Here is a 24,786-nt window from a genome sequence, read left to right as displayed (position 1 = left end):
ACAAATACATTCCCTCTCCCCAACGGGGCGAGGGAAATAAGGCCGCGCTTAACCGGCGAACTGGCGAAACAGCGCCTTGCCTTTGAGCAGCCGCGTGCCCAGCCAGCCGCCGCACAGGGAGAGCAGCAGCGCGCCGCACAGCGGCAGCGTTACCCACAGCCGCCAGTCCGGCTCCCACGGGAAATCAAACACCTTCGTTTGCAGCGCCGCCAGCGCGGTTTCTGCGCCGATTGCCGCCACCAGCCCCGACACAACCCCCAGCAGCGCGAACTCATACCACAAAGTGGCGCGCAGCAGCCGTTTGCCCGCCCCCAGGGTGCGGTAGACAATCAGCTCCTGATGGCGCTGACGCATGCCTACCTGCACCTGCGCCAGTAACAGCAGCACGCCGCAGAGCGTCACCAGCACCACCATCACCTCCAGCGCCCGGCTCACCTGCTCCAGTACCTGCCCTACCTGCTTCAAAATCGCCCCGATATCCAGCAGGCTGACGGTAGGAAACGCCCGGTTAAGCTGCGTCAGCATGGCGTTGTTATTCTCAAGACGGAAACTGGTCAGCCAGCCTTGCGGCTGTCCATCCAGCGCCCCCTGCGGGAAGATAAAGAAAAAGTTAGGCCGCAGACTTTCCCAGTCCACCTTGCGCAGGCTGGAAACTTTAGCGGTAAAGGGCTGCGTGTCGCCGGTAAAGGTCACGCTATCCCCGAGCTTAATGCCCAGCCGCTTCGCCAGCTCCTGCTCGATAGACACCTCGCCCGCTTTCGGCGGCCAGCTTCCTGCCGTCACCGGGTTGTAACGCGCCTCCCCTGCCTGCCAGGTCAGGTTCAGCTCGCGGTTTAACGACTCATCGCTGGAATGCACGGGAGCGCTGCCGTTTATCTGCGTCAGACGCGCCCGCACAATCGGCCAGAATGTCTGTGGCGTCACGTCATGCCCGGCAAGGAACGTTTTCAGCGGCTCCACCTGCTCGGGGGCGATATTGATCAGGAAATAGTTCGGGCTCTCCGGCGGAAGCTGCTGCTGCCAGCGGTCCAGCAGATCGCCGCGCAGCACCAGCAGCATCGCCAGCAGCATAAACGACAGCGAAAAGGCGGAAAGCTGGCTCAGCGTCGACCACGGCTGGCGCAGCAGACGGTTCACCGCCAGGCGCAGCGCCAGCGTTTTTACGGTGAGGGTTTTCAGCACCCGCAGCAGCAGCCAGCCCACCACGCCGCACAGCAGCGCCAGCACCACCGCGCCCGCCAGCACCGACCAGAGCAGCATGCTGGCCCCCATCAGCCAGGCGAGCAGCAGCACGGCAACAGCGCAGACAACAGGAATATAAAACCTGAGCGGCCAGACATTGGCTACCGCATCGCGGCGCAGCACGCGCAGCGGCTGTGTCGCCAGCAGCAAACGATAAGGCCGCAGCCCCACCAGCAGGGAGATAACCAGCATCGCCCCGACAGACCACAGCCACGGCCAGCCGCTAGCGGCGGGTAACGCCACCGGCAGCACCGGCTTAAGCAGGACGAGCAGCACATTTTCAAAAAGCAGGCCAATCGCCCCGCCCGTCACCGTCGCCAGCGCCAGTACCATCAGCCACTGGCCGACGATCAGGTTACGCAGCTGCGCCCTGCCCGCTCCCAGCGTTTTCAGGATGGCCACCAGATCGTAGCGGCTGCGGCAGTAGTGCCCCATCGCCACCGCAACCGCCGCCACCGACAGCAGCAGCGTTAACAGCGCGGAAAGCAACAGAAACTGCTGCGAACGCTGCAGGGATTTGCCCAGCGCCCCTTCATCCTGCTCCAGGCTGGTCCAGCGGTGTTCTGGCTTAAGCTGCGGCAGTAGCCATTTTTCGTAGGCCGCCAGCGGCGCGGGCTGACCGGCGAATTTCACCCGCCAGCTTACCCGGCTGCCCGGCTGCACCGCACCGGTTTTCGCCACGTCGGCGGTGTTCATCAACAGGCGCGGGGCCATCTGGAACGGGTTGAAACCGGCATCCGGCTCCTGTACCACCTCCCCGGCGATACGCAGCGTGGCGTCGCCCACGTCAATCATGTCACCGGTTTTCAGATTCAGCAGCGCCATCAGGCGCGGGGCGAGCAGTACGCTGCCCGCCTGCGGCTTTAAGCCTGGCGGGCGGGTTTGCAGTTCGCCATAAAGGGGGTAGGTGTCATCCACCGCTTTAACGCTGGCCAGCTGCGGCGTATCGCCGGAAAAGGTCATGGTTGAAAAAGAGAGCTGCTCATTGACGCTAAGCCCCCGATTACGCGCCTCATCCAGCCACGCCTGGGGAATGGCGCGGGAACTGCGCAGGGTGCGATCCCCCGCCATAAACTCACGGCTCTGCTGGCTTAGCCCCTTTTCCATGCGGTCGCTGATATTACCGAGCGCCAGCACGCAGGCCACCGCCAGGCTCAGCGCCAGCCAGACAATCAGCAGCGAGGGCGAGCGCCACTCGCGCCAGAACCAGCGGGCAATCATGCTTCCTCCCGCAGTTCGCCGTTCACCAGACGTAGCCGCCTGTCGCAGCGCGCGGCCAGCGCCGGATCGTGCGTCACCAGAATCAACGTGGTGCCATATTGCTGATTCATGGCAAACAGCAGGTCGGCGATTTTGTCGCCGGTCTGTCTGTCAAGGTTACCGGTGGGCTCGTCGGCGAACAGCAGCGCCGGGCGACCATTGAAGGCGCGGGCCAGCGCCACCCGCTGCTGCTCGCCGCCGGAAAGCTGGGCGGGCAGGTGATCGAGGCGTTTACCCAGCCCCAGCGTCTCCAGCAGCGCTTTAGCGCTCGTCCTGCTGTCAGCGCTCTTCTCGCCGCGCAGCAGCGCTGGCAGCTCAACGTTCTCCAGCGCGTTAAGGGTGGGGATGAAGCATAAAGGACTGAAAAACAAAGCCGACGTGCTCCGCGCGCAGTTTTGCCCGCGCCTCTTCGTCCATGGTATGTAATGGCTTGCCAAGCAGATAGACTTCGCCGCTGCTGCCATCGTCCAGCCCGGCCAGGATCGCCAGTAGAGTGGACTTGCCGGAGCCAGACTCGCCAATCAGCGCGATGGTCTGCGCCCGTTTGACAACCAGCTCAACTCCGGTAAGGATGGAGAGTTCATGTTCCCCCTGACCGACGGACTTCTTAAGATGATGAACTTCAACAATGTTTTCCGCTGGCATTTGCCCTTCCTGTTTCTGCTTCTGTTTAGCGTGCGCGCCGCCGCTGACACGTTGTTAGTGCTGGGTGACAGCCTGAGCGCGGGCTATCGTATGGCCGCCACCGCCGCCTGGCCCGCGCTGTTGAATGATAAGTGGCAGCAAAAGCCGTCCGTCATTAACGCCAGCATCAGCGGCGATACCTCCCAGCAGGGGCTGGCGCGCCTTCCGGCGCTGCTGAAAACGCATCAGCCGCGCTGGGTGCTGGTGGAACTGGGCGGCAATGACGGCCTGCGCGGTTTTGCCCCGCAACAAACCGAACAGACGCTGCGCACGATATTGCAGGCGGTAAAAGAGGCTGGCGCAGAGCCGTTGCTGATGCAGATTCGTCTGCCCCCTAACTACGGCCGCCGCTATACTGAGACGTTCAGCGCTATCTATCCGAAGCTCGCTAAAGAGTTTAATGCGCCTCTGCTGCCGTTCTTTATGGAAGAAGTCTATCTGAAACCGCAGTGGATGCAGGATGATGGCATCCACCCTAACCGCGACGCGCAGCCTTTTATCGCCGACTGGATGGCGACCCGTCTGGCTCCATTAGTTAACCATGACTCCTGAGTTATCAGGGGTGCATTCAGGTAAAGTTATGCAAAAAACGGTCTTAATAACAGGATGTTCCAGCGGTATCGGCCTGGAAAGCGCCCATGACCTGAAACGCCAGGGCTTCCAGGTGCTGGCGGCCTGCCGCAAAGCCGAGGACGTTGCGCGGATCAACGGGCTGGGTTTTACCGGCATTCAGCTCGATCTTGACGCGCCGGAGAGCGTGGATCGCGCGGCCGATGAGGTTATCGCCCTGTGCGGCAACCGCCTGTACGGTATTTTCAATAACGCCGGGTTTGGCGTTTATGGCCCGCTCAACACAATCAGCCGCGCGCAGATGGAGCAGCAATTTTCCGCCAACTTTTTTGGCGCGCATCAGCTCACCATGCGCCTGCTGCCCGCGATGATACCCCACGGCGAAGGGCGCATTGTGATGACCTCTTCGGTAATGGGATTGATCTCCACGCCGGGCCGTGGCGCTTACGCCGCCAGCAAATACGCGCTGGAAGCCTGGGCAGACGCGCTGCGTATGGAGCTGCGTCATACCGGTATTAAAGTCAGCCTGATTGAACCCGGCCCCATCCGCACGCGCTTTACGGAAAACGTTAACCAGACCAGCGACAAACCGGTGGAAAACCCCGGTATCGCGGCCCGTTTTACCCTCGGGCCGGAGGCGGTGGTCGCCAAAGTGCGCCATGCTTTTGAAAGCCCCAGGCCCAGGTTGCGTTACCCGGTGACGCTGGTGACCCACGCGGTCAGCCTGCTCAAACGCCTGCTGCCGGGGCGCGTTATGGATAAAATTTTACAGGGGTGAGTTGAAGGCGCGCCGCCTGTCCCCATGTAATCCTAAACACTTAAACAGAGAATGACCCATGTCTGTACAGAACATCGTCAATATTACAGAAGCCAACCTTCACCAGACGCTCGATCAGTCCGTTACTACGCCGGTGCTGTTCTATTTCTGGTCCGAACGCAGCCAGCACTGCCTGCAACTGACCCCAATCCTTGAAAGCCTGGCGGCGCAGTATAACGGCCAGTTTATTCTGGCGAAGGTCGACTGCGACGCCGAGCAGATGCTCGCCTCCCAGTTCGGTTTGCGCGCCATTCCAACGGTCTACCTGTTCCAGAATGGCCAGCCGGTAGACGGCTTCCAGGGGCCGCAGCCGGAAGAGGCAATTCGCGCGCTGCTCGATAAAGTGCTGCCGCGTGAAGAGGAACTGAAAGCGCAGCAGGCGCTGGCGCTGATTGAAGAAGGCAAGCACGCCGAGGCCCTGCCGCTGCTGAAAGAAGCCTGGCAGTTATCGAACCAGAGCAGCGAAATCGGCCTGCTGCTGGCCGAGACGCAGATTGCGCTCAACCGCTCCGATGAGGCGGAGGCGGTGCTGAAAACCGTGCCGTTGCAGGATCAGGACACCCGCTATCAGGGACTGGTGGCGCAGATTGAACTGCTGAAACAGGCGGCGGATACCCCAGAAATTCAGCAGTTGCAACAGCAGGTTGAAGCCAGCCCCGAGGATGCCCAGCTGGCGACGCAGCTGGCGTTACAGCTGCATCAGGTCGGCCGTAATGAAGAGGCGCTGGAGTTGCTGTTCGGCCATTTGCGCAAGGATCTGGGCGCGGCGGACGGCCAGGCGCGGAAAATGCTGCAGGAGATCCTGGCCGCGCTCGGCACCGGCGATGCGCTGGCCGCGAAGTATCGCCGTCAGCTTTATTCACTCCTTTATTAAGAAGGCCGCCTGCTAAATTTGGGGATCTCGCTGTTTTGATCCCCAAATTTGTTTAGAATGGCAGCAAATTAAACAGGAGGTTGATTTGATGCTTATTGTGATTCCCGTCCTTATTTTCGTGGCGCTGGTGATTGTCGGCGCCGGGGTCAAAATTGTCCCGCAGGGATATGAGTGGACGGTGGAGCGTTTTGGCCGCTATACCCGCTCTTTGCAGCCTGGTCTTAGCCTGGTGGTGCCGTTTATGGACCGCATTGGCCGCAAAATCAACATGATGGAGCAGGTGCTTGATATCCCCTCCCAGGAGGTCATCTCCAAAGATAACGCCAACGTCACCATTGACGCGGTGTGCTTTATCCAGGTGATCGACGCGCCAAAAGCCGCGTATGAAGTCAGTAACCTCGAACTGGCGATCATCAACCTCACCATGACCAACATCCGTACCGTTCTTGGCTCGATGGAGCTGGACGAAATGCTTTCCCAGCGCGACAGCATCAACACTCGCCTGCTGCACATTGTTGATGAGGCGACCAACCCGTGGGGCATCAAAGTCACCCGTATCGAAATCCGCGACGTGCGCCCGCCTGCTGAACTGGTCTCTTCCATGAACGCCCAGATGAAAGCTGAACGAACCAAACGCGCCTACATCCTGGAAGCCGAAGGTATCCGCCAGGCGGAAATTGTTAAGGCCGAAGGGGAGAAACAGTCGAAAATCCTCAAGGCTGAGGGGGAACGTCAGGCGGCTTTCCTGGAAGCAGAAGCGCGCGAACGTTCGGCGGAAGCGGAAGCCCGCGCCACGAAAATGGTCTCCGAAGCGATTGCCGCTGGCGATATTCAGGCCATCAACTACTTCGTGGCGCAGAAATATACCGAGGCGCTGCAGCAGATTGGCTCCGCGGATAACAGCAAGGTGGTGATGATGCCGCTGGATGCCAGCAGCCTGATGGGTTCCATCGCGGGTATCGCTGAACTGGTCAAAGACAGCGCCGGCGAGCGGAAGAGACCATGATCGCCCTGCTGTTTGAACACGCCTATATTTTCTGGCTAACCGTGGGCGGCCTGCTGCTGGCCGCCGAGATGCTCGGCGGTAACGGCTACCTGCTGTGGAGCGGCGTCGCGGCGGTGATCACCGGGCTGCTGGTCTGGCTGGTGCCGTTCGGCTGGGAGTGGCAGGGGGTGCTGTTTGCCCTGCTGACCCTCATCGCCGCCTGGCTCTGGTGGCTGTGGCTGTCAAAACGGGTGCGGGAGCAAAAACCCGCTGATGCCGCCCTTAACCGGCGCGGGCAGCAGCTGGTTGGCCGCCACTTTATTCTGGATAACGCGCTCGTGAACGGACGCGGTCATATGCGGGTGGGCGACAGCTCCTGGCCGGTCAGCGCCGGAGAAGACCTGCCGGCAGGAACGAAAGTGGAAGTGACCGCCGTCGAAGGCATTACCCTGCGAATCAAAGCGCTCACTGAGCCCCAGTAATCAGAGACAAGCAATGAAAACCTGGCACAAAACGATGCTGGCGCTGGCGGTCACCGCTACCGCCAGCCTGAGCGCGCACGCCTCATCGGATATGGGCAGCTGCCCGTGGGGTTATGAGGGCTGCTTCCTGGCAAGCCCCCCGGTGCTGGACACCAGCAACGATAGCCGCGACAACCTGCTGCGCCTTACGGGCGAAAAGCATGCCTTTACACCGCTGCGTCAGCCAATACCTGATGATATTACCCGCAGCCGCAGCTACTATTTCGGCCCGCATATCGACGAGTGGTACAACGCGGACGCGCCGGATGAGGAGACAGCATCCCCGCTGGCCGAAACGGCTTTTGATGAACGGTTAAAAGCGCTTAATCTTTCTGCGGATGAACTCAACGAAAACACTTTTCGCGGTGATGACGCCTCCGGGCGCTTTATCTCTAATAGCCCTGAGTCCGCCTCGGCGCTTTTCGCCGCGCTGCTGGCGGATAAGTCGCTAACGCCGGACCAACGCACCACTCTCGCCAGGGCGAGGCTTGCCGTCCCCGGCGGCGCAGAGCTGCAAACAATGCTTTCTGAACTGCCTTACGCCGAAGGCTCCGCAGCGGCGTTTCGTGATTATCTGCTGGCCGCAGACCATTTTTATCAGGGGGATTATGCTCCGGCTGCGGCCATTTTTGCCCGCCTTAAGGACTCACCGCAGCCCTGGCTTGCCGAAACCGCGACCTATATGCTGATGCGTACCGCGCTTAACCAGAGTACGGCCAACGCCAGGGGCGACTACGGCGAGTTTATGGTGCTTAAGGTAGATAAAGCCGCCGCCGATCGGGCGCAGGCGTGGGCGGAAAGCTACCTTCAGCGCTGGCCGGAGGGCATGTATGCCTCGTCCACTCGCGGGCTGATGCGCAGAATCAGCTGGTATCGCCAGGACTGGGATCGTCTGGCGGCGCTGTACGAAAAGGCCTTCGCCCAGGCGCAAAGCGGCGAAGCGCTGGTCGCGCTGATTGCCGAGAACGACAGCAAATTGCAGAGCAAAGATCTCAGCGGCTACGACGACTTTTTTATCAGCGCCCCTGATGCGCCGCTTATCACCTTCACCCAGACCCTGCGTCTGATGCGCGCCACTGAATGTGACGATAATGCCCCCTGCGTTGACGATGCTTTCCTGCAGGCTATCAAACCCATTTTTGACAACAGCGGTAAGCCTGAGCTGTGGCGCTACCTGTCGCTTCGCCATCAGTACGCGCAAAAGGCCTACCCCGCCGTGGTCAGCGCCATCAAACCGGTTGATTCGCTACCGGCCAGTGACATTCTGCTGTTTAGCGAGCAGGCACTGTACGGCGAGGCGCTGATGGCGCAGAAGCAGTGGCCCGAAGCCCGCAGCCACTGGCTGCATCTGCTTGGCCTGAGCAAGGATTTCGAACAGCAGCAGTATCTGCAGGCCAAACTGGCGGCGACGGAGCTTGAGAGCGGCAATGTCGATGCCGTGTTCGCCGCCGACAGCGCGGTCACCAGCCTGCGCTACCGTTCGCTGGTGCTGAAAACGAAAGCCTCTGCCGATCTTCTTCGCCAACAGGTCATCAACGGCCCGAACAGCGAAGAGCGCACCATCGCCCTGCATACGCTGCTGATGAAAGACCTGATTGACGGGCGTTACGGCGAGTGGCTGACGGATAAAAAAACTGGCCAGCCACATCTCCCGTCCGGTGATTGACGAAGCGTTTAGCGATGTCAGCCTGACGGTGTTTGACTGGAACGGCAAGCAGACGGAGCAAGGCTATTACTGCGCGGCGCTCGCCAACACCGTCTCGGTACTGGCGAAAAACCCCGATGATGCCCACGCCCTTAACTGCCTGGGCGAATTTTTCCGCACCACTCAGGCCAAAGTAAACAGCTGGAAAGAGGCCGAGGGCAATGATGCGCTGAGTAGCGCAGTCGCGAAAGCCCTTAAAAACGGTGAACCAGACCGCCAACGCTACTATCAGCAGATAATCACCGACAATAAAGCCGAAGTGGAAGATAAGGCCTACGCCCTCTATCGCGCCGTTCGCTGCTACGCCCCCGCAGGCTATAACGACTGCGGCGGCGAAGAGGTGGATAAACGCAAGCGCAAGGGCTGGTTTACCCAGCTGAAAACACAATATCCGGGCAGTCCGTGGGCGCAAAAACTCGACTATTACTGGTAATCGCCGCGCTGATGCTGCCGCCAGCATCAGTGGCGGCGGTGCAACCCGCCGATCATCAGGCCTTCTGGCTGTGGTCGGGGGTTAAGCCGACGGCGGAGATGAAGCAGGCGCAGATCGTTTACCTGCATCAGGGAGAGGTGGTCGCGCTGCCCGCGGGCGCAACGTTTGAAAAACTGGGCCTGCCTGCGAGCCGACTTAGCTTCCCCACCCTGTGGATAACGGTGCGCTTCGCCACGCTTGAAGTGCCGGACGCGCTGCTGCTGCGTATTGTGCGTCTGCTGGATAGCTGGCAGCGCAAAGGCAACCGGGTTATCGGGCTCCAGATAGATTTTGACGCCGCCACCCACCGTCTTGACGAGTACGGCCTGTTCCTGAAAAGGGTCAGAGCGGTGCTGCCCGCGGGCTATGCGCTGGGAGTGACCGGCCTGCTCGACTGGGCGAAAACGGGAGATATCGCCGTTATCAACACCCTGCCCATTGATGAACTGGTTATTCAGAGCTACCAGGGGCGCAGGACCGTCAGCAACTATGCCGATTACCTGCCCGCCCTTGCGGCGCTGCGCATTCCGTTTAAGCTTGGCCTGGTGCAGCACGGTGAATGGCGCGAGGAAAACCAGCCTGCGTCGGCGTGGTATCGCGGCACCGTGGTGTTTATGCTTAATCCCGTCAGGGGCGAGGCGTGTGGCAGCAGCCGGAAAGGTTGTCGATAATCGGGCAGTCGGCGCTCTCATCGCCTGGGCAGGCTTCCGCCAGCGCCAGCAGCTGCTTACGCATCGCTTCCAGCTCAAGGATATGCCGCTCGATCTCCGCCACCTTTTGTAGCGTTCGCGCTTTAACATCCGCGCTGTGACGGGCCGGATCGTTGAACAGATTGACCAGTTCGCCGCACTCTTCAAGGTTAAATCCCACCTGCCGCGCCTGGCGTAACAGCGTCAGTTCGTTGATATGCTGCTGCGTATAGCTGCGATAGCCGTTTTCGCCCCGCAGCGGCGGCGTCACCAGCCCTTTATCTTCATAAAAACGGATGGCCTTGCTGGTTAAACCGGTTTTTTTGCCACGATACTGATATTCACCTTTCCCCCCTTGACCTTCCCCTTGATGGAAGGTTTAACCTTTAACACAGTCACCTTACACGTGATTAACCAGGTCAATGTTTACACGACCAATAATACAGGAAACTTATTATGTCTCACATTACTGAACTGGAACTGGATGGCCTCTCCTGCGGCCACTGCGTTAAACGGGTCAAAGAGAGTCTGGAAAAACGCGACGACGTCGAACAGGCGGACGTGACCATCACCCATGCGCGGGTTACCGGCAGCGCCGACGCGTCAGCCCTTATCGACACCATTAAAGAAGCCGGGTATGGCGCGAGCGTAAGCCACCCAAAGGCTAACCCGCTGGCAGAGTCATCAACCCCGTCGGAAGCACTGACAGCGGCCTCCCCTGAGCTTCCGGCAGCCGATGACGCAGATGACAGCCAGCAGCTGCTCATTAACGGCATGAGCTGCGCCAGCTGTGTCTCCCGCGTACAGAACGCCTTACAGGCGGTGCCGGGCGTCACGCAGGCACGGGTCAACCTTGCGGAGCGCACTGCCCTTGTAATGGGCAGCGCCTCCGCGACAGATTTAGTCAGCGCTGTGGAAAAAGCAGGCTACGGCGCTGAGGCGATTGAAGACGATATCAAACGCCGCGAACGCCAGCAGGAGACGGCCGAGGCCACTACCCGGCGTTTTCGCTGGCAGGCCATTGTCGCGCTACTGTTCGGCATCCCGCTGATGCTGTGGGGCATGGTGGGCGACAATATGATGGTCACCCCGGAAAACCGTACGCTGTGGCTGTGGCTCGGCGGGCTGACGCTGGTGGTGATGGTGGTCGCAGGCGGCCACTTCTACCGTAGCGCCTGGAAAAGCCTGACCAACGGCACGGCGACCATGGATACGCTGGTGGCGCTGGGGACCGGTGCGGCCTGGCTCTACTCCATTAGCGTCAACCTCTGGCCGCAGTGGTTCCCGATGCAGGCCCGTCACCTCTATTACGAAGCCAGCACGATGATCATCGGCCTGATTAACCTCGGCCATATGCTGGAAGCGCGCGCCCGGCAGCGCTCTTCAAAGGCGCTGGAAAAACTGCTCGACCTGACGCCGCCCACCGCCAGAGTGGTGACCCCAACAGGCGAAAAAACCGTCCCGCTGGCGGAGGTCACTCCCGGCATGACCCTGCGCCTGACCACCGGCGATCGCGTACCGGTGGATGGCCATATTAGCAAAGGCGAGGGCTGGTTTGACGAAGCGATGCTGACCGGCGAACCGGTCCCGCAGGAGAAAGGCGAAGGCGATGCCGTCCACGCCGGAACGGTGGTGCAGGACGGCAGCGTACTCTTTACCGCCAGCGCGGTGGGCAGCCACACCACCCTGTCGCGCATTATCCGCATGGTGCGCCAGGCGCAGAGCAGCAAGCCGGAGATAGGCCAGCTGGCGGATAAAATCTCCGCCGTCTTCGTGCCGGTGGTGGTTGCCATCGCGCTGCTGAGCGGCGCTATCTGGTATCTCTTCGGCCCGGCGCCGCAGATTGTCTATACGCTGGTGATCACCACCACCGTGCTGATCATCGCCTGTCCCTGCGCGCTGGGGCTGGCAACGCCGATGTCGATTATTTCCGGCGTGGGCCGCGCCGCCGAGTTCGGCGTGCTGGTGCGCGATGCTGACGCGCTGCAGCGCGCCAGCACTCTCGACACGCTGGTGTTCGATAAAACCGGCACCCTGACGGCGGGTAAACCACAGGTGGTCGCCATCATTACCGCAGAGGGGGGTGACGCCGACCGCGCGCTGCGTCTCGCCGCCGCTCTGGAGCAGGGCTCAAGCCACCCGCTGGCGCGAGCGATACTGGAAAAAGCCGGCGATACGCCGCTGCCTGCCGTGCAAAACTTCCGTACCCTGCGCGGCCTTGGCGTCAGCGGCGAAGCCGAAGGCAGCACGCTGTTGCTGGGCAACCAGGCGCTGCTGACCCAACAGCAGGTGCCGCTCAACGGGCTTGAGGAGGCGCTCAGCGCCCAGGCCGCCCAGGGGGCGACCCCGGTGCTGCTGGCGGTAGATGGCAAGGCGGTCGCCCTGCTGGCTATCCGCGACCCGCTGCGCGAAGACAGCGTGGCGGCGCTGCAGCGTCTGCACCGCGCCGGATACCGGCTGGTGATGCTGACCGGGGATAACCCGGTGACCGCCAACGCGATTGCCCGTGAAGCCGGGATCGATGAAGTCATTGCTGGCGTACTGCCGGACGGCAAGGCCGATGCGATTAAAAAATTGCAGGGCGAAGGCCGCCGGGTCGCGATGGTTGGCGACGGCATTAACGACGCCCCGGCGCTGGCGCAGGCGGAGGTGGGTATTGCAATGGGCGGCGGCAGCGATGTGGCAATTGAGACCGCCGCCATTACGCTGATGCGCCATAGCCTGACGGGCGTGGCGGACGCGCTGGCTATCTCCAGAGCGACGCTGCGTAATATGAAGCAAAACCTGCTTGGGGCGTTTATCTACAATTCGCTGGGGATTCCGGTCGCAGCGGGCATTTTATGGCCACTCACCGGCACCCTGCTTAACCCGGTGGTCGCCGGCGCGGCAATGGCCCTTTCATCTATTACTGTGGTCAGCAACGCCAACCGCCTGCTGCGTTTCACCCCGAAAGAGTAAGGCGGCGGGCGGGGCCGTTTGCACCTGAGGGCACGACGCGCTAGCATGGCGTTTTGCTTTCAGGGTGCGCGTATGGGTCTGTTTCGCTGGTTAAAAAAGAGGTTAGGCGCGCGCCGTTACGCCTGGCCTGCCGTGGATGTCACCCTGCCGGATAACCGGCATTTGCATCTGGTCGGCAGCATTCATATGGGCACCCAGGGCATGTCTCCCCTGCCTGCGCCGCTGCTACAAAAGCTGCACAAGGCCGATGCGCTGATTGTCGAGGCGGATGTTGCCAGCGGCGGTTCTCCCTTTGCCGACCTGCCCACCTGCCCCCCTCTGGCGGAGCGCCTGACGCCTGACGTGCTGGCGATGCTTGACGAGATCCTGGAGAGTCTGGGATTAATACGCGAAGAGTTTGATGACCGCCCCGCCTGGCATGTTGCGCTGGTACTGCAGGCCACGCAGGCGCAGCGACTTGGTCTTCGCCCTGATTACGGCATCGATTACCAGTTGCTCAGGGCGGCGCGCGATGCGGCTATCCCCATTATCGAACTGGAAGGCACTGAGAATCAGCTCGCCATTCTGAGCCAGTTAGAAGATGGCGGTGTGGAGCTGTTACAGGACACGCTGGTTCACTGGCGCGAGAACGCCCGCCTGCTGCAGGTGATGATGAGCTGGTGGCTTGAATCGCCTCCGGTCGGCGAGTCGCTGGCGCTGCCTTCTACGTTCAGCCAGCCGCTGCATGAGGTGTTGATGCACCAGCGTAATCGCGCATGGTGTGAACGGCTGATGGCGCTGCCGCCGGGGCAATATGTCGTGGCCGCAGGCGCGCTGCATCTCTATGGCGAGGGGAATTTGCCCGCGCTGTTGGGCAAAAAAATGGCCAATAGTGATATTGGCCCGTCAAAGAGGAATTTCAGTATTATTGTTATGCCGGAGCTTACGCTCCGGGTTGGATGATTGTCGCTCAAATTTTCCGTCACTGGCAATATTATTGCGCAAGATTGTACTATTTTTGCGGAGTGCCGCAGGCGTATGCTGGCGTCAATAATTCTTCGTAGCAGAAAGGATGACTATGACTCCCGCCGTAAAATTACTCGAAAAAAATAAGATCCCTTTTCAGATACACACTTACGATCACGATCCCAACGAAACCAATTTCGGCGATGAAGTGGTGCGCAAGCTGGGGCTGGATGGCGACCGGGTTTATAAAACACTGCTGGTGGCCGTGAACGGCGATATGAAACAGCTTGCCGTTGCGGTGACGCCGGTTGCCGGGCAGCTGGATTTGAAAAAAGTCGCTAAGGCGCTGGGGGCGAAGAAGGTGGATATGGCCGATCCGATGGTGGCCCAGCGCACCACCGGCTATCTGGTTGGCGGTATCAGCCCGCTGGGGCAAAAAAAGCGTCTGCCGACGTTAATCGATGCGCCGGCCCAGGGCTTTGAAACCATTTATGTCTCTGGCGGCAAGCGCGGGCTGGATATCGAACTGGCGGCAGGCGATCTGGCAAAAATGCTGGATGCGAAGTTTGCCGATATCGCCCGGCGGGACTGAAGCGCGGTCTTTTCCCGGATGCGCTTCGCTTATCCGGGCTACGAGTCAATCCCCTCTCCCCTATGCGGAGAGGGTCAGGGTGAGGGGAACACGTATTACTGCCAGCTCACTTCGCCTTTTGGCTCATAAGCGCTCACATCAAGCGGCGAACTTTGCTCGATAAACTGTTTCAGCACCTCGGCATCAATAAAGCCGGTATTCACATAGCCCGGTTTATCATCCAGACGCGGATAGCCATCGCCGCCGGTGGCGTTAAAGCTTAGCGTCGCCAGACGGTAGGTCTTAGCCGGATCGATCGCTTCCCCTTTGATTTTCAGCTCGCTGAGTACGCCATCTTTCGCCACGAAGCTCACGTTGGCAAACTGCGGATAGGCGCCGGAGTCCGGCTTCATCTTCGCCACGGCGGTAAGATAATCGCTCAGCGCTTTACCGTTAATATCCGCATACACCACCGTATTGCCAAACGGCTGAACTTTCAGAACGTCTTTATAGGTGATATCCCCTGCTTCGATGGAATCACGCACGCCGCCGCCGCTCATCACCGCCAGGTCCGCGCCGGTGCGCGCCATTTGCGCCGTGAGGATCAGCCGCGCGAGGTTCGTTTGCACAAAGCGGACTTTGCTCCGATCCCCTTCAAGATGACCATTCACATTGCCGATTTTAACCCCCAGCTGCGCTTTGCCTTTGTTCTGGAACGGGCTCAGCAGCGAGAGCATCTGCTGGTTTTCCTGAATCTCAGGAGTGTAAAGTACGCGCTCACTTTTACCGTTGTCGTAAGTGACCTTCTTCTTAAGGTTTACCGGGATCAACTGGTAATGCACCAGTTTCATCTCACCATTGCGGAATTCAAAATCCGCCCGCCCCACGTATTTCCCCCACTCGTGGGCCTGCACAATCCAGATGCCGTTTTGCCGATCGGGCGCGCAGGGGGTGCCAGGCACATAATCCACCTGTTTTTATTTTCCGAGGCCATGCAGACCGGGTCCTGTGAGTGACCGCCCACAATCATCGCCAGCGCGCCAGCGGGCAGGCTTCGGGCCATTTCCACATCCCCCGGCGCATTGGAGCCATGCTCGCCGTTGTCGTAGTGGCCCATATGCGTAGCGGCGATAATCAGGTCCGGCTTCTGGTTCTGCTGGAGCTCCTGAATAACCAGCTTCGCCTCTTCGGCGGGTTTGCGAAACTCAATGTCGGTAAAGAACTCGGGATTGCCGATTTTTGCCGTATCGTCTGTGGTTAAGCCGATGACCGCGATTTTCAGCCCCTGGCGGTCAAAGATCATCCAGGGTTTGAACAGCCGCTCGCCGGTGCTTTTCTGGTATATATTGGCGGAGAGGAAGGGAAACTTCGCCCATTTTTCCTGCTGGCGCAGCACGCTCATGGGGTTATCGAACTCGTGATTGCCCACCGCCATCGCATCGTAGCCAATCAGATTCATGCCGCGAAAATCGGGCTCCGCATCCTGCAGGTCGGACTCCGGCACGCCGGTGTTAATATCGCCGCCGGAAAGCAGCAGAACGCTCCCGCCCTTCGCCGCGACCTCTTTGCGAATGCCGTCTACCAGCGTTTTCTGGGCCGATAAACCGTATTCGCCATAATCGCTGCGCCAGAAATGGCCGTGGTGATCGTTGGTATGCAGAATGGTGATGTTATACGTTTTGTCCTGCTCATAAGCCTGAGCCTGCCCGCAGGCAAGGCCAAGCGCCGCCAGCAGCGCCAGCGCCACGCTCTTTTTTAGCACGTTCATGGTTCGCTCCCTGATATGGAATAAAGGCAAAAGTACTTCGCTAATCAAGAATAGACAACTTTGTTTTCATAAATGCGACTTTCCTCAAACCTTATCCGCAGGTATGTTAGCCAGATAATTATTGCGCGTATGACCATTCTTCATCATTAATCACAGAGTATTTATGGCAATCAGTGAAACCCCTCCACCGTTGAGTCGCTCTTCGGCCTCAAAAGCACGCACGTCGTTTGGCATTCTGGGGGCGATCAGCGTATCGCATCTGCTTAACGACATGATCCAGTCGCTGATTCTGGCGATCTACCCGCTATTGCAAAATGAGTTTTCCCTCACTTTTATGCAAATCGGCTTGATTACGCTGACCTTTCAGTTGGCATCGTCCTTGCTACAGCCGGTGGTTGGCTACTGGACGGATAAGCACCCGATGCCCTGGTCGCTGCCCATCGGCATGTGCTTTACCTTAAGCGGCCTCGTGCTGCTGGCGATGGCGGGCAGTTTTGCCACCGTGCTGGTCGCCGCCGCCCTCGTCGGAACCGGCTCGTCGGTCTTTCACCCCGAATCGTCCCGCGTGGCGCGTATGGCCTCCGGCGGCCGCCACGGGCTGGCGCAGTCCATATTTCAGGTGGGGGGAAACTTCGGCAGTTCATTAGGGCCGTTGCTGGCAGCGGTCATTATTGCTCCGTACGGCAAAGGCAATGTCGCCTGGTTCGTGCTGGCGGCGCTGCTCGCCATCGTGGTGTTGGCGCAGGTCAGCCGCTGGTATGCGGCCCAGCATCGGGTGAATAAAGGTAAAACATTTGCCCCGGTGATAAATCCCCTGCCCCGTAAAAAGGTAGTGCTGGCGGTCTGCATCCTGCTGGTGCTGATTTTTTCGAAATATTTCTATATGGCGAGCATCAGCAGCTATTTCACCTTCTATCTGATGAGTAAGTTCAGCCTTTCGGTGCAAAGCGCGCAGATGCACTTATTTATCTTCCTGTTTGCCGTCGCGGCGGGAACGGTAATTGGCGGGCCGCTTGGGGACAAGATCGGCAGAAAATATGTTATTTGGGGCTCTATCCTTGGTGTTGCGCCCTTTACGCTGCTTTTACCCTACGCCACGCTGTTCTGGACCGGGGTTTTAACGGTGATAATTGGTTTTGTGCTGGCCTCGGCTTTTTCCGCCATTCTGGTTTACGCTCAGGAGCTGCTTCCGGGGCGTATCGGTATGGTTTCCGGCCTCTTTTTTGGTTTTGCCTTCGGGATGGGCGGCCTTGGTGCAGCGGTTCTGGGGCTGGTTGCCGACCATACCAGTATCGACCTGGTTTATAAAATCTGTGCTTATCTGCCGCTGCTGGGGATCTTAACCATATTTCTGCCCGATAACCGACATAAAGAATGAATTAACCTCAACTAAATTCAGGTTCTGGCTATTCGCTTAGCTCGCATTTATTCGCCTTACAGGGGATCACTGTTCACGAGAACGGTGATCCTCTTTTTTTTGTCTCAACGCGCCATTTTCTGCACAATTCAACAATTATTCACAAACAGAATAATGAAAATTGTCATAAACTGTTACCAGAGTTTTGGCTAACTGGCCAAAATGGAGCCACGCAATAACGAAAGGAGACGGAATGCATCACGCCACACCGCTTATCACCACCATTGTCGGCGGGCTTGTCCTCGCTTTTATCCTCGGCATGATTGCCAACAAACTGCGTATTTCTCCACTGGTGGGTTATCTGTTAGCGGGTGTGCTGGCCGGGCCATTTACGCCGGGGTTCGTGGCGGATACCAAACTCGCGCCGGAACTGGCTGAACTGGGCGTGATTTTATTGATGTTCGGCGTGGGCCTGCATTTCTCGTTAAAGGATTTGATGGCGGTAAAGTCGATCGCCATACCCGGAGCGATAGCGCAGATAGCCGTCGCCACGCTCCTGGGAATGGCGCTTTCCGCAGCATTAGGCTGGTCGCTGATGACCGGTATCGTATTCGGCCTGTGTTTGTCTACCGCCAGTACCGTAGTGCTGTTACGGGCGCTGGAGGAGCGGCAGCTTATTGACAGTCAGCGCGGGCAAATCGCCATCGGCTGGCTGATTGTTGAAGATCTGGTGATGGTGCTGACGCTGGTGCTGCTGCCTGCCGTCGCCGCGATGGTCGAAAAAGGCAATGTCGGCCTTGCGACGCTGGCGTTGGACATGGGCATTACCATCGGTAAGGTCGTGGCGTTTATCGCCATTATGATGCTGGTTGGCCGTCGTCTGGTGCCGTGGATTATGGCGCGTAGCGCCGCGACCGGCTCCCGCGAGCTGTTTACCCTCTCGGTGCTGGCGCTGGCGCTGGGTATCGCCTTTGGCGCGGTAGAGCTGTTTGATGTCTCGTTTGCGCTGGGCGCGTTCTTTGCCGGCATGGTACTGAATGAGTCAGAGTTAAGCCATCGCGCCGCGCACGATACCCTGCCGCTGCGCGATGCGTTCGCGGTGCTGTTCTTTGTCTCTGTCGGCATGCTGTTTGACCCGATGGTACTGATTGAACAACCGCTGGCGGTGCTGGGCACGCTGGCGATTATTATTTTCGGTAAATCACTGGCGGCCTTTTTTGCTGGTGCGCATGTTTGGCCACTCGCAGCGCACCGCGCTGACCATTGCCGCCAGCCTTGCGCAAATTGGCGAGTTCGCGTTTATTCTCGCCGGGCTGGGTATGGCGCTGGATCTCCTGCCGCAGGCGGGCCAGAACCTGGTACTGGCCGGGGCCATTCTGTCGATTATGCTCAACCCTGTTCTTTTCGCTCTGCTGGAAAAATACCTCGATAAAACCGAAACGCTTGAGGAGCAGACGCTGGAAGAGGCCACAGAGGAAGAGAAGCAGATCCCGGTGGATATCTGTAACCACGCCCTGCTGGTAGGGTTTGGCCGCGTCGGCAGCCTGTTGGGCGAAAAGCTGATAGCGCAGGGCATCCCGCTGGTGGTAATTGAAACGTCCCGCACGCGCGTGGATGAGCTACGCGCACGCGGTATTCGCGCCGTGCTGGGCAACGCCGCCAACGAGGAGATCATGAATCTGGCGCATCTCGACTGCGCGCGCTGGCTGCTGCTGACCATCCCGAATGGTTACGAGGCGGGAGAAATCGTCGCCTCCGCCCGTGAGCGGTGCCCGGATATCGAAATTATCGCCCGCGCCCACTATGACGACGAAGTGAATTACATTATCGAGCGCGGCGCTAATCAGGTGGTGATGGGCGAACGTGAAATTGCCAATACCATGCTGACGCTGCTGGAGAAACCGCCGCTGAATGAGGCGGTGCCGGGGTAAGGCCGGTGTGGAGGGGCTTTTCCCCTCACCCTAACCCTCTCCTCTACGGAGTGGAGAGACTGCACGGAGCCGTCTTTTCCCCCTCGCCCCTTTGGGAAGAGGGCCGGGGCGAGGGGTGGATCTTTTAACGCTCCCAGTACGCCTCTTCGAGGCTATCTTCCCTTTCCGGCAGGCCGCGGGTTAAGCGCGGGGAGTGCTGGTTCAGCACCTGATAACTTACGCGGTTCGCATACTTACATACCTGCGCCAGCGACGAGTAAGTCAGCCAGTTGTACTGGTGCTTGCTGGAGTTGGGCACGCTGGTTTTATGGTACGCGTTGGCCGTAATATCATGCAGCAGCGCCGCCAGCGCGCCATCGCCCGCCCCGTTGGTATTCATGATTTTTTCCGGCCCGCCCATATAAGGGGCGATGTGGGAATAGATACGCAAAGGCTGCTGGCAGTCTTTATAGCGCATCGCGCGGCTGAACTCGTACTGGTTAAACTCGGCAATCGCCCCCGGCAACAGCGGATGCTGCGTTTTACGCTTCGCTGTCTCTTCGGTAAAGCCTGCCATATAAAGCCCGACAGGTCCGGCGGTACAGAGCACCAGATCGACCCAGTCCAGCGCTTTATCCGCCGCTACCAGCGGGTCGCTCTCACCCGTCAGGGCCAGCGCTTCCTCTTCGTTCATCGCCAGAATAGAGACGTGCTCTTTCAGAAAATCGCGCCACCACTGCGGGTTATCGGCAATCACGTATTTGGTGCCGAGGGTCAGTACAACCGGAACATTGTGCTTATTGGCATAGGCCACCGCCTGCATGGTCGCCTCCGGCATCGGCTCGCCGGGGTTACAGCGCACGAGATAGGAAGTGAGCACCAGAGCTGACGCGCCGGCGATCACCGCTTCGGGGATGTTCTCCGGGCGCAGCTGGTTCATATGGCCGGGGCTGATGGCGAAGGTCCGCTCGCCCGATTCGCTGATCAGGGTAAAGCAGCGGCCAATCGCGCCATCCACGCCCTGCAGATAGTTCAGGTCGGTGCGACTGGAGGTATTACACAGGTAGCGGTAAGCGTAGCTGCCGATTTCAATATTGTTGCACATCACGCCAAGCAGTACGGAGCGATCGTCTGCCAGTACCGAGTAGTTGTGCATGGTATTGCCGATGGTGCCGCCCGCAAACTGGTGGGTAATTAACTTTTCCCGCACCAGCTCCTGATACAGCGCTTCGGCCACCTCATCGCTGATAACCAGCGAGTGCCCGGCGCTCAGGCCATAGCGGGCGATAAACGCGTCATCCACTTTCGCTTCGATATCTACCAGCGTCTGGTCGATGCCCACCACCCAGGAGGCGCTGATCTCGCTCTCCGGCTGGATCTGCTGTAATAACGGATCGCGGGCGTTAACAGGGAAATAGTGCTTGGATTTGCGTTTACCGGGAAATTTCATGGTCGTGATTACGGAAAGGAATTGGGCCGGAAATGGTAGCACACTCCCCGCCCGCGATGCGATTAGCGATATTTCTCCGTCAGGCTGACCATCATCTCAATATGCTCCGGCGAATCATTCAATGCCGGAATGTATTCATACTTTTCGCCCCCCGCTTCGAGGAAAAACTCGCGGTTCTGCACCGCCACTTCTTCCAGCGTCTCCAGGCAGTCGGCGGCAAAGCCCGGGCTCATCACCTGGATATGTTTTACCCCTTTTTCACCGAGCAGCTTCATGGTCTCATCGGTATAGGGAGTAAGCCACGGTTCACGGCCAAAGCGAGACTGGAAAGTCATCATCACTTTTTCCGGCGGAAGCTCCAGCGCGGAGACCAGCTCGCGCGTGGTATCGCGGCAGCGCTGGGGGTAATCGTCGCCTTCGTCCGCATAGCGCTGGGGAATACCGTGATAGGAGAGCAGCAGGAGATCCGGCTCGCCGTAGCGGGCGAACGAGGCACGAACGCTGCTGGCCAGCGCATTGATATAGGCCGGATCATCGGCGTAATCGCGGATAAATGACATGCCGGGAACATGGCGTTTGCTGGCCATAATCCGCGCCAGCTCATCCCATACCGCCGCCACGGTGGAGCAGGAGTACTGCGGGTAGAGGGGAAGGACAACAATATGCTCGACGCCCTGCGCCAGCAGATCTTCCACCGCGCTCGCCAGCGATGGCGAACCGTAGCTCATGCCAAGCGCAACGGGAACGTCAGGGAGACGCGCAGCCAGCGCCCGCTGCTGCCTGCGGCTGTAAACCATCAGCGGCGAGCCCTCTTCCATCCAGACGGATTGATACAGCTTCGCCACGCGGGGAGAGCGTACGGGCAGGATCACGCCGCGCAGCAGCGGCCACCACAGCAGACGCGTGGTATCAACGACGCGACGGTCGCTCAGAAACTGCCGTAAGTAGCGCTTGACGGCCTCGGGAGTGGGTGCATCGGGGGTGCCAAGATTGGCAAGCAGGATGCCGGTTTTCGCCTGACTCATTCGCGCCTCTTAACCATTGAACTGGTTAATGATTGTAACTGAAAAGCGCGTAAACGAAACCAATCGCAGCAAAAGGTATAATGAGAATTTTTCTCACCCGGCAGGCCGGGTGAGAAACCTGGGATTAACCGAGGATTTTTTCCAGTTCGGCACGCACTTCGGCGACAGGCTTAGTACCGTCGACTTTGGCGTATTTAGTGTTGCCCGCCTGCGCTTCTTTGGAGTAGTAGCCGATCAGCGGCGCGGTCATCTCATGGTATTCGACCAGACGTTTACGTACGGTCTCTTCCTGATCGTCTTTACGGGTGGTCAGCTCTTCGCCGGTCACGTCGTCTTTGCCTTCGACTTTCGGCGGATTAAATTTGATGTGGTAAACGCGACCGGAAGCGGCGTGTACGCGACGGCCAACGATACGGTCAACGATCAGTTCGTCCGGCACGTCGAATTCGAGAACGTAATCAACGCTGATACCGGCTTCTTTCATGGCATCCGCCTGGGGGATAGTACGCGGGAAGCCATCCAGCAGGAACCCGTTGCGGCAGTCTTCCTGCGCAATACGCTCTTTCACCAGCGCGATAACCAGCTCGTCGGTGACCAGCTTGCCGGCGTCCATAATATCTTTCGCCTGTTTGCCAAGCTCGGAGCCGGATTTAACGGCAGCGCGCAGCATATCGCCAGTGGAGATTTGCGGAATACCGTATTTCTCCATGATGAACTGAGCCTGAGTTCCTTTACCCGCGCCCGGAGCGCCAAGCAGAATAATACGCATTGCGAAAATCCCCTCAAAAGTTGGTTCAATTTTTCAAAAAAGCGCTAAACAATACCACCAGAACGGATGTGGCTCAAGAAAGGCGGCGGGGCTGAAACGGTTAATGGGGAGATTATTTGGAAGGGTGCGGCCTGATGCCCTCACCCCGGCCCTCTCCCACAGGGAGAGGGAGAAAACCAACGCAGGGCAGTCCCCTCTCCCTTTTAGGGAGAGGGTTAGGGGTAAGATTTATGACACCAGCAGCTGGTTCATACGACGGATGAATTGGTTCGGATCTTCCAGCGTACCGCGTTCGGCAAAGAGCGCCTGATCGAGCAGCAGCTCAACCCACTCTTTAAACTGCCCTTCGTCCTGGGTGTCAGAGGCGCGTTTCACCAGCGCGTGGTCCGGGTTAAGCTCGAAAATATACTTCACTTCCGGCACGGTCTGGCCTGCGGCGGCGAACAGCTTCGCCATCTGGGTACTCATTTCATCGGCGTCGGTCGTGACAATCGCAGGCGTATCGGTCAGACGGTGGGTCAGACGCACCTCTTTCACGCGCTCGCCCAGCAGCGTCTTAACGCGCTCAACAAACGGCTCCAGCGCCTTCTCGGCCTCTTTGGTCGTTTCGTCCACTTCGTCAGCCAGTTTATCCAGCGACTCGTCCGCTTTTGACACCGACTGGAACGGCTTGCCGTCGAACTCGGTCAGGTAGCTCATCATCCATTCGTCGATACGATCGGAGAGCAGCAGCACCTCGATACCTTTCTTACGCAGCAGCTCCAGATGCGGGCTGCTTTTCGCCGCGGCGTAGCTGTCGGCGGTGATGAAATAGATCTTCTCCTGCCCTTCTTTCATGCGCGAGACATAATCTGCCAGCGCGACGGTCTGCTCAGAGGAGTCGGTGTGAGTAGAGGCGAAACGCAGCAGTCTGGCGATGGTTTCCACGTTAGACGGATCTTCCGCCGGCCCCTCTTTCAGCACCAGGCCGAACTGTTTCCAGAAGGTCTGGTATTTCTCAGCGTCGTCCTTCGCCAGCTTGTCGAGCATCTGCAGGGCGCGCTTGGTCAGCGCGTTACGCAGGTTGCGGGTGACGGTGCTGTCCTGCAGGATCTCGCGGGAGACGTTCAGCGGCAGGTCGTTAGAATCAATCAGCCCGCGCACAAAGCGCAGGTAATTCGGCATAAACTGCTCGGCATCGTCCATGATAAATACGCGCTGGACGTACAGTTTCAGGCCATGTTTATGGTCGCGGTTCCACATATCCCACGGCGCCTGCGACGGGATGAACAGCAGGCTGGTGTACTCCTGCTTCCCTTCCACACGGTTGTGGCTCCAGGTCAGCGGGTCGGTAAAATCGTGAGCGATATGCTTATAGAACTCTTTGTACTCGTCCTCTTTGATCTCGGCTTTATTGCGCGTCCACAGCGCCTGCGCCTTGTTGATCTTCTCCCAGGAGACAACGGTCTCGCCGTCTTTCTCTTCCTGTTTCTCGATCTCTACCGGCAGCGCGATATGGTCGGAGTATTTGCTGATAATCGAGCGCACGCGCCAGTCGTTGAGGAAATCGTCCTCCCCTTCACGCAGATGGAGGGTAATTTCGGTGCCGCGATCGGCTTTGGTGATGTCAGCAACGGTATAGTCGCCTTCGCCAGCGGACTCCCAGAAGACGCCGTTGTCCGCGCTCTCGCCCGCCGCGCGGGTACGCACGGTGACTTTATCGGCCACGATAAAGGCGGAGTAAAAACCGACGCCGAACTGGCCGATTAACTGGCTGTCTTTCGCCTGATCGGAGCCCATGGATTCAAGGAACGCTTTGGTGCCGGACTTGGCGATAGTGCCCAGGTTTTCAATCACCTCGTCGCGGCTCATCCCGATACCGTTGTCGGCAATGGTCAGCGTACGGTCATCTTTATTAAAGGAGACGCGCACGCGCAGATCGCCATCTCCTTCATACAGTTCCGGTTTGGACAGCGCACGAAAACGCAGTTTGTCCGCCGCATCGGACGCGTTGGAAATCAGTTCACGCAGGAAGATTTCTTTATTGGAATACAGGGAATGGATCATCAGGTGCAGAAGCTGTTTTACCTCTGACTGGAAACCGCGAGTTTCTTGTCCTTTCATCTAGTTCGACCTCAACAATGCCATTTAATAAGGTGAAAAAAAACGTTGAGGGAGAGATGGGGATAAGGGTGAACGTTTTCAAGCGGAGGCCGCACGCGCAGCCCCCGTTTG

Annotated in this window: 14 protein-coding genes and 6 pseudogenes; 12 read left to right on the top strand and 8 right to left on the bottom strand. The window is 58.9% G+C overall.

Translation table 11 applies throughout. From position 1 onward, the window contains the following. Nucleotides 1-48: 48 nt before the first annotated feature. The gene (ybbP, locus tag ENTHG_RS21550; RefSeq protein WP_044184836.1) at nucleotides 49-2,463 is read right to left on the bottom strand and encodes a putative ABC transporter permease subunit YbbP; all 2,415 of its coding nucleotides are present in this window, start codon (nucleotides 2,461-2,463) and stop codon (nucleotides 49-51) included. Further along, nucleotides 2,460-3,147 (bottom strand): annotated as a pseudogene (gene ybbA / locus ENTHG_RS21545) (putative ABC transporter ATP-binding protein YbbA). Before ybbA ends, ybbP begins: the two are co-directional and overlap by 4 nt. Here ybbA and tesA point away from each other — a divergent pair. The 7 genes and pseudogenes from tesA (at nucleotide 3,115) to ENTHG_RS21510 (ending at nucleotide 9,801) form a co-directional block, all read left to right on the top strand. Continuing rightward, nucleotides 3,115-3,738: a multifunctional acyl-CoA thioesterase I/protease I/lysophospholipase L1 gene (gene tesA, locus ENTHG_RS21540; protein ID WP_122959185.1), complete on the top strand. Its 624-nt coding sequence runs from the start codon at nucleotides 3,115-3,117 to the stop codon at nucleotides 3,736-3,738. The pseudogene ybbA and the gene tesA overlap by 33 nt on opposite strands. Then, the gene (locus tag ENTHG_RS21535; protein WP_106403345.1) at nucleotides 3,728-4,534 is read left to right on the top strand and encodes an SDR family oxidoreductase; all 807 of its coding nucleotides are present in this window, start codon (nucleotides 3,728-3,730) and stop codon (nucleotides 4,532-4,534) included. The genes tesA and ENTHG_RS21535 overlap by 11 nt, the downstream gene beginning before the upstream one ends. 58 nt (nucleotides 4,535-4,592) lie before the next feature. Next, entirely contained in the window at nucleotides 4,593-5,447 is an 855-nt protein-coding gene (locus ENTHG_RS21530; RefSeq protein ID WP_044184828.1) for a co-chaperone YbbN, read from the top strand. Between the two features lie 88 nt (nucleotides 5,448-5,535). Next, on the top strand, nucleotides 5,536-6,453 hold the full coding sequence (locus ENTHG_RS21525; protein ID WP_044184824.1) for an SPFH domain-containing protein: 918 nt from the start codon (nucleotides 5,536-5,538) through the stop codon (nucleotides 6,451-6,453). Next, complete coding sequence (locus tag ENTHG_RS21520) at nucleotides 6,450-6,914, top strand: NfeD family protein (protein WP_044184821.1); 465 nt, start codon at nucleotides 6,450-6,452, stop codon at nucleotides 6,912-6,914. Before ENTHG_RS21525 ends, ENTHG_RS21520 begins: the two co-directional genes overlap by 4 nt. 13 nt (nucleotides 6,915-6,927) lie before the next feature. Beyond that, a pseudogene (locus ENTHG_RS21515) lies at nucleotides 6,928-9,091 on the top strand (PA5441 family protein). After that, nucleotides 9,061-9,801, top strand: coding sequence for a DUF3142 domain-containing protein (locus ENTHG_RS21510; protein WP_044184818.1), 741 nt, complete (start codon nucleotides 9,061-9,063; stop codon nucleotides 9,799-9,801). Before ENTHG_RS21515 ends, ENTHG_RS21510 begins: the two are co-directional and overlap by 31 nt. Here ENTHG_RS21510 and cueR read toward each other — a convergent pair. Continuing rightward, a pseudogene (gene cueR / locus ENTHG_RS21505) lies at nucleotides 9,758-10,144 on the bottom strand (Cu(I)-responsive transcriptional regulator); the annotation flags it as partial. The gene ENTHG_RS21510 and the pseudogene cueR overlap by 44 nt on opposite strands. A gap of 131 nt (nucleotides 10,145-10,275) precedes the next feature. Between cueR and copA the strand changes: the two are divergent. From copA to ybaK, 3 genes and pseudogenes are all read left to right on the top strand, one after another. Beyond that, nucleotides 10,276-12,777, top strand: coding sequence for a copper-exporting P-type ATPase CopA (gene copA / locus ENTHG_RS21500; RefSeq protein ID WP_044184812.1), 2,502 nt, complete (start codon nucleotides 10,276-10,278; stop codon nucleotides 12,775-12,777). A gap of 72 nt (nucleotides 12,778-12,849) precedes the next feature. Further along, nucleotides 12,850-13,629, top strand: a pseudogene (locus ENTHG_RS21495) (TraB/GumN family protein); the annotation flags it as partial. A gap of 205 nt (nucleotides 13,630-13,834) precedes the next feature. Beyond that, complete coding sequence (gene ybaK, locus ENTHG_RS21490) at nucleotides 13,835-14,314, top strand: Cys-tRNA(Pro)/Cys-tRNA(Cys) deacylase YbaK (protein WP_044184809.1); 480 nt, start codon at nucleotides 13,835-13,837, stop codon at nucleotides 14,312-14,314. Between the two features lie 95 nt (nucleotides 14,315-14,409). On the opposite strand, the pseudogene ushA reads toward ybaK, so the two are convergent. Next, nucleotides 14,410-16,061, bottom strand: a pseudogene (gene ushA / locus ENTHG_RS21485) (bifunctional UDP-sugar hydrolase/5'-nucleotidase UshA). 163 nt (nucleotides 16,062-16,224) lie between these two features. Between ushA and ENTHG_RS21480 the strand changes: the two are divergent. Together ENTHG_RS21480 and ybaL are read left to right on the top strand one after the other, a co-directional pair. Continuing rightward, a complete protein-coding gene (locus ENTHG_RS21480) occupies nucleotides 16,225-17,439 on the top strand; it encodes an MFS transporter (protein ID WP_044184806.1) in 1,215 nt (404 codons plus the stop codon). Between the two features lie 232 nt (nucleotides 17,440-17,671). Beyond that, a pseudogene (gene ybaL / locus ENTHG_RS21475) lies at nucleotides 17,672-19,349 on the top strand (YbaL family putative K(+) efflux transporter). 124 nt (nucleotides 19,350-19,473) lie between these two features. On the opposite strand, the gene ENTHG_RS21470 reads toward ybaL, so the two are convergent. From ENTHG_RS21470 to htpG, 4 genes are all read right to left on the bottom strand, one after another. Beyond that, complete coding sequence (locus tag ENTHG_RS21470) at nucleotides 19,474-20,778, bottom strand: inosine/guanosine kinase (RefSeq protein ID WP_044184803.1); 1,305 nt, start codon at nucleotides 20,776-20,778, stop codon at nucleotides 19,474-19,476. 62 nt (nucleotides 20,779-20,840) lie between these two features. Further along, nucleotides 20,841-21,803, bottom strand: a complete 963-nt coding sequence (gene hemH / locus ENTHG_RS21465; protein ID WP_044184800.1) for a ferrochelatase — start codon at nucleotides 21,801-21,803, stop codon at nucleotides 20,841-20,843. A gap of 124 nt (nucleotides 21,804-21,927) precedes the next feature. Next, entirely contained in the window at nucleotides 21,928-22,572 is a 645-nt protein-coding gene (gene adk / locus ENTHG_RS21460; protein ID WP_044184797.1) for an adenylate kinase, read from the bottom strand. 228 nt (nucleotides 22,573-22,800) lie between these two features. Then, nucleotides 22,801-24,675, bottom strand: coding sequence for a molecular chaperone HtpG (htpG, locus tag ENTHG_RS21455; protein ID WP_044184795.1), 1,875 nt, complete (start codon nucleotides 24,673-24,675; stop codon nucleotides 22,801-22,803). Between the last annotated feature and the right edge of the window lie 111 nt (nucleotides 24,676-24,786).

The sequence above is a fragment of the Phytobacter massiliensis JC163 genome (assembly GCF_000321045.1).
Lineage (GTDB): Bacteria > Pseudomonadota > Gammaproteobacteria > Enterobacterales > Enterobacteriaceae > Phytobacter_A > Phytobacter_A massiliensis.
Note: the sequence above shows the minus strand (reverse complement) of the source record. Positions and strands in the feature narration are given on the sequence as shown.

Excerpts from the sequence above, each read along its gene's own strand:
- ENTHG_RS21535 (WP_106403345.1), top strand. The coding sequence starts at position 3,728 with ATGACTCCTGAGTTATCAGGGGTGCATTCAGGTAAAGTTATGCAAAAA.
- ybbP (WP_044184836.1), bottom strand. The coding sequence starts at position 2,463 with ATGATTGCCCGCTGGTTCTGGCGCGAGTGGCGCTCGCCCTCGCTGCTG.
- adk (WP_044184797.1), bottom strand. The coding sequence starts at position 22,572 with ATGCGTATTATTCTGCTTGGCGCTCCGGGCGCGGGTAAAGGAACTCAG.
- ENTHG_RS21470 (WP_044184803.1), bottom strand. The coding sequence starts at position 20,778 with ATGAAATTTCCCGGTAAACGCAAATCCAAGCACTATTTCCCTGTTAAC.
- htpG (WP_044184795.1), bottom strand. The coding sequence starts at position 24,675 with ATGAAAGGACAAGAAACTCGCGGTTTCCAGTCAGAGGTAAAACAGCTT.
- hemH (WP_044184800.1), bottom strand. The coding sequence starts at position 21,803 with ATGAGTCAGGCGAAAACCGGCATCCTGCTTGCCAATCTTGGCACCCCC.
- ENTHG_RS21520 (WP_044184821.1), top strand. The coding sequence starts at position 6,450 with ATGATCGCCCTGCTGTTTGAACACGCCTATATTTTCTGGCTAACCGTG.
- ybaK (WP_044184809.1), top strand. The coding sequence starts at position 13,835 with ATGACTCCCGCCGTAAAATTACTCGAAAAAAATAAGATCCCTTTTCAG.
- ENTHG_RS21480 (WP_044184806.1), top strand. The coding sequence starts at position 16,225 with ATGGCAATCAGTGAAACCCCTCCACCGTTGAGTCGCTCTTCGGCCTCA.
- ENTHG_RS21530 (WP_044184828.1), top strand. The coding sequence starts at position 4,593 with ATGTCTGTACAGAACATCGTCAATATTACAGAAGCCAACCTTCACCAG.
- ENTHG_RS21525 (WP_044184824.1), top strand. The coding sequence starts at position 5,536 with ATGCTTATTGTGATTCCCGTCCTTATTTTCGTGGCGCTGGTGATTGTC.
- copA (WP_044184812.1), top strand. The coding sequence starts at position 10,276 with ATGTCTCACATTACTGAACTGGAACTGGATGGCCTCTCCTGCGGCCAC.
- tesA (WP_122959185.1), top strand. The coding sequence starts at position 3,115 with ATGATGAACTTCAACAATGTTTTCCGCTGGCATTTGCCCTTCCTGTTT.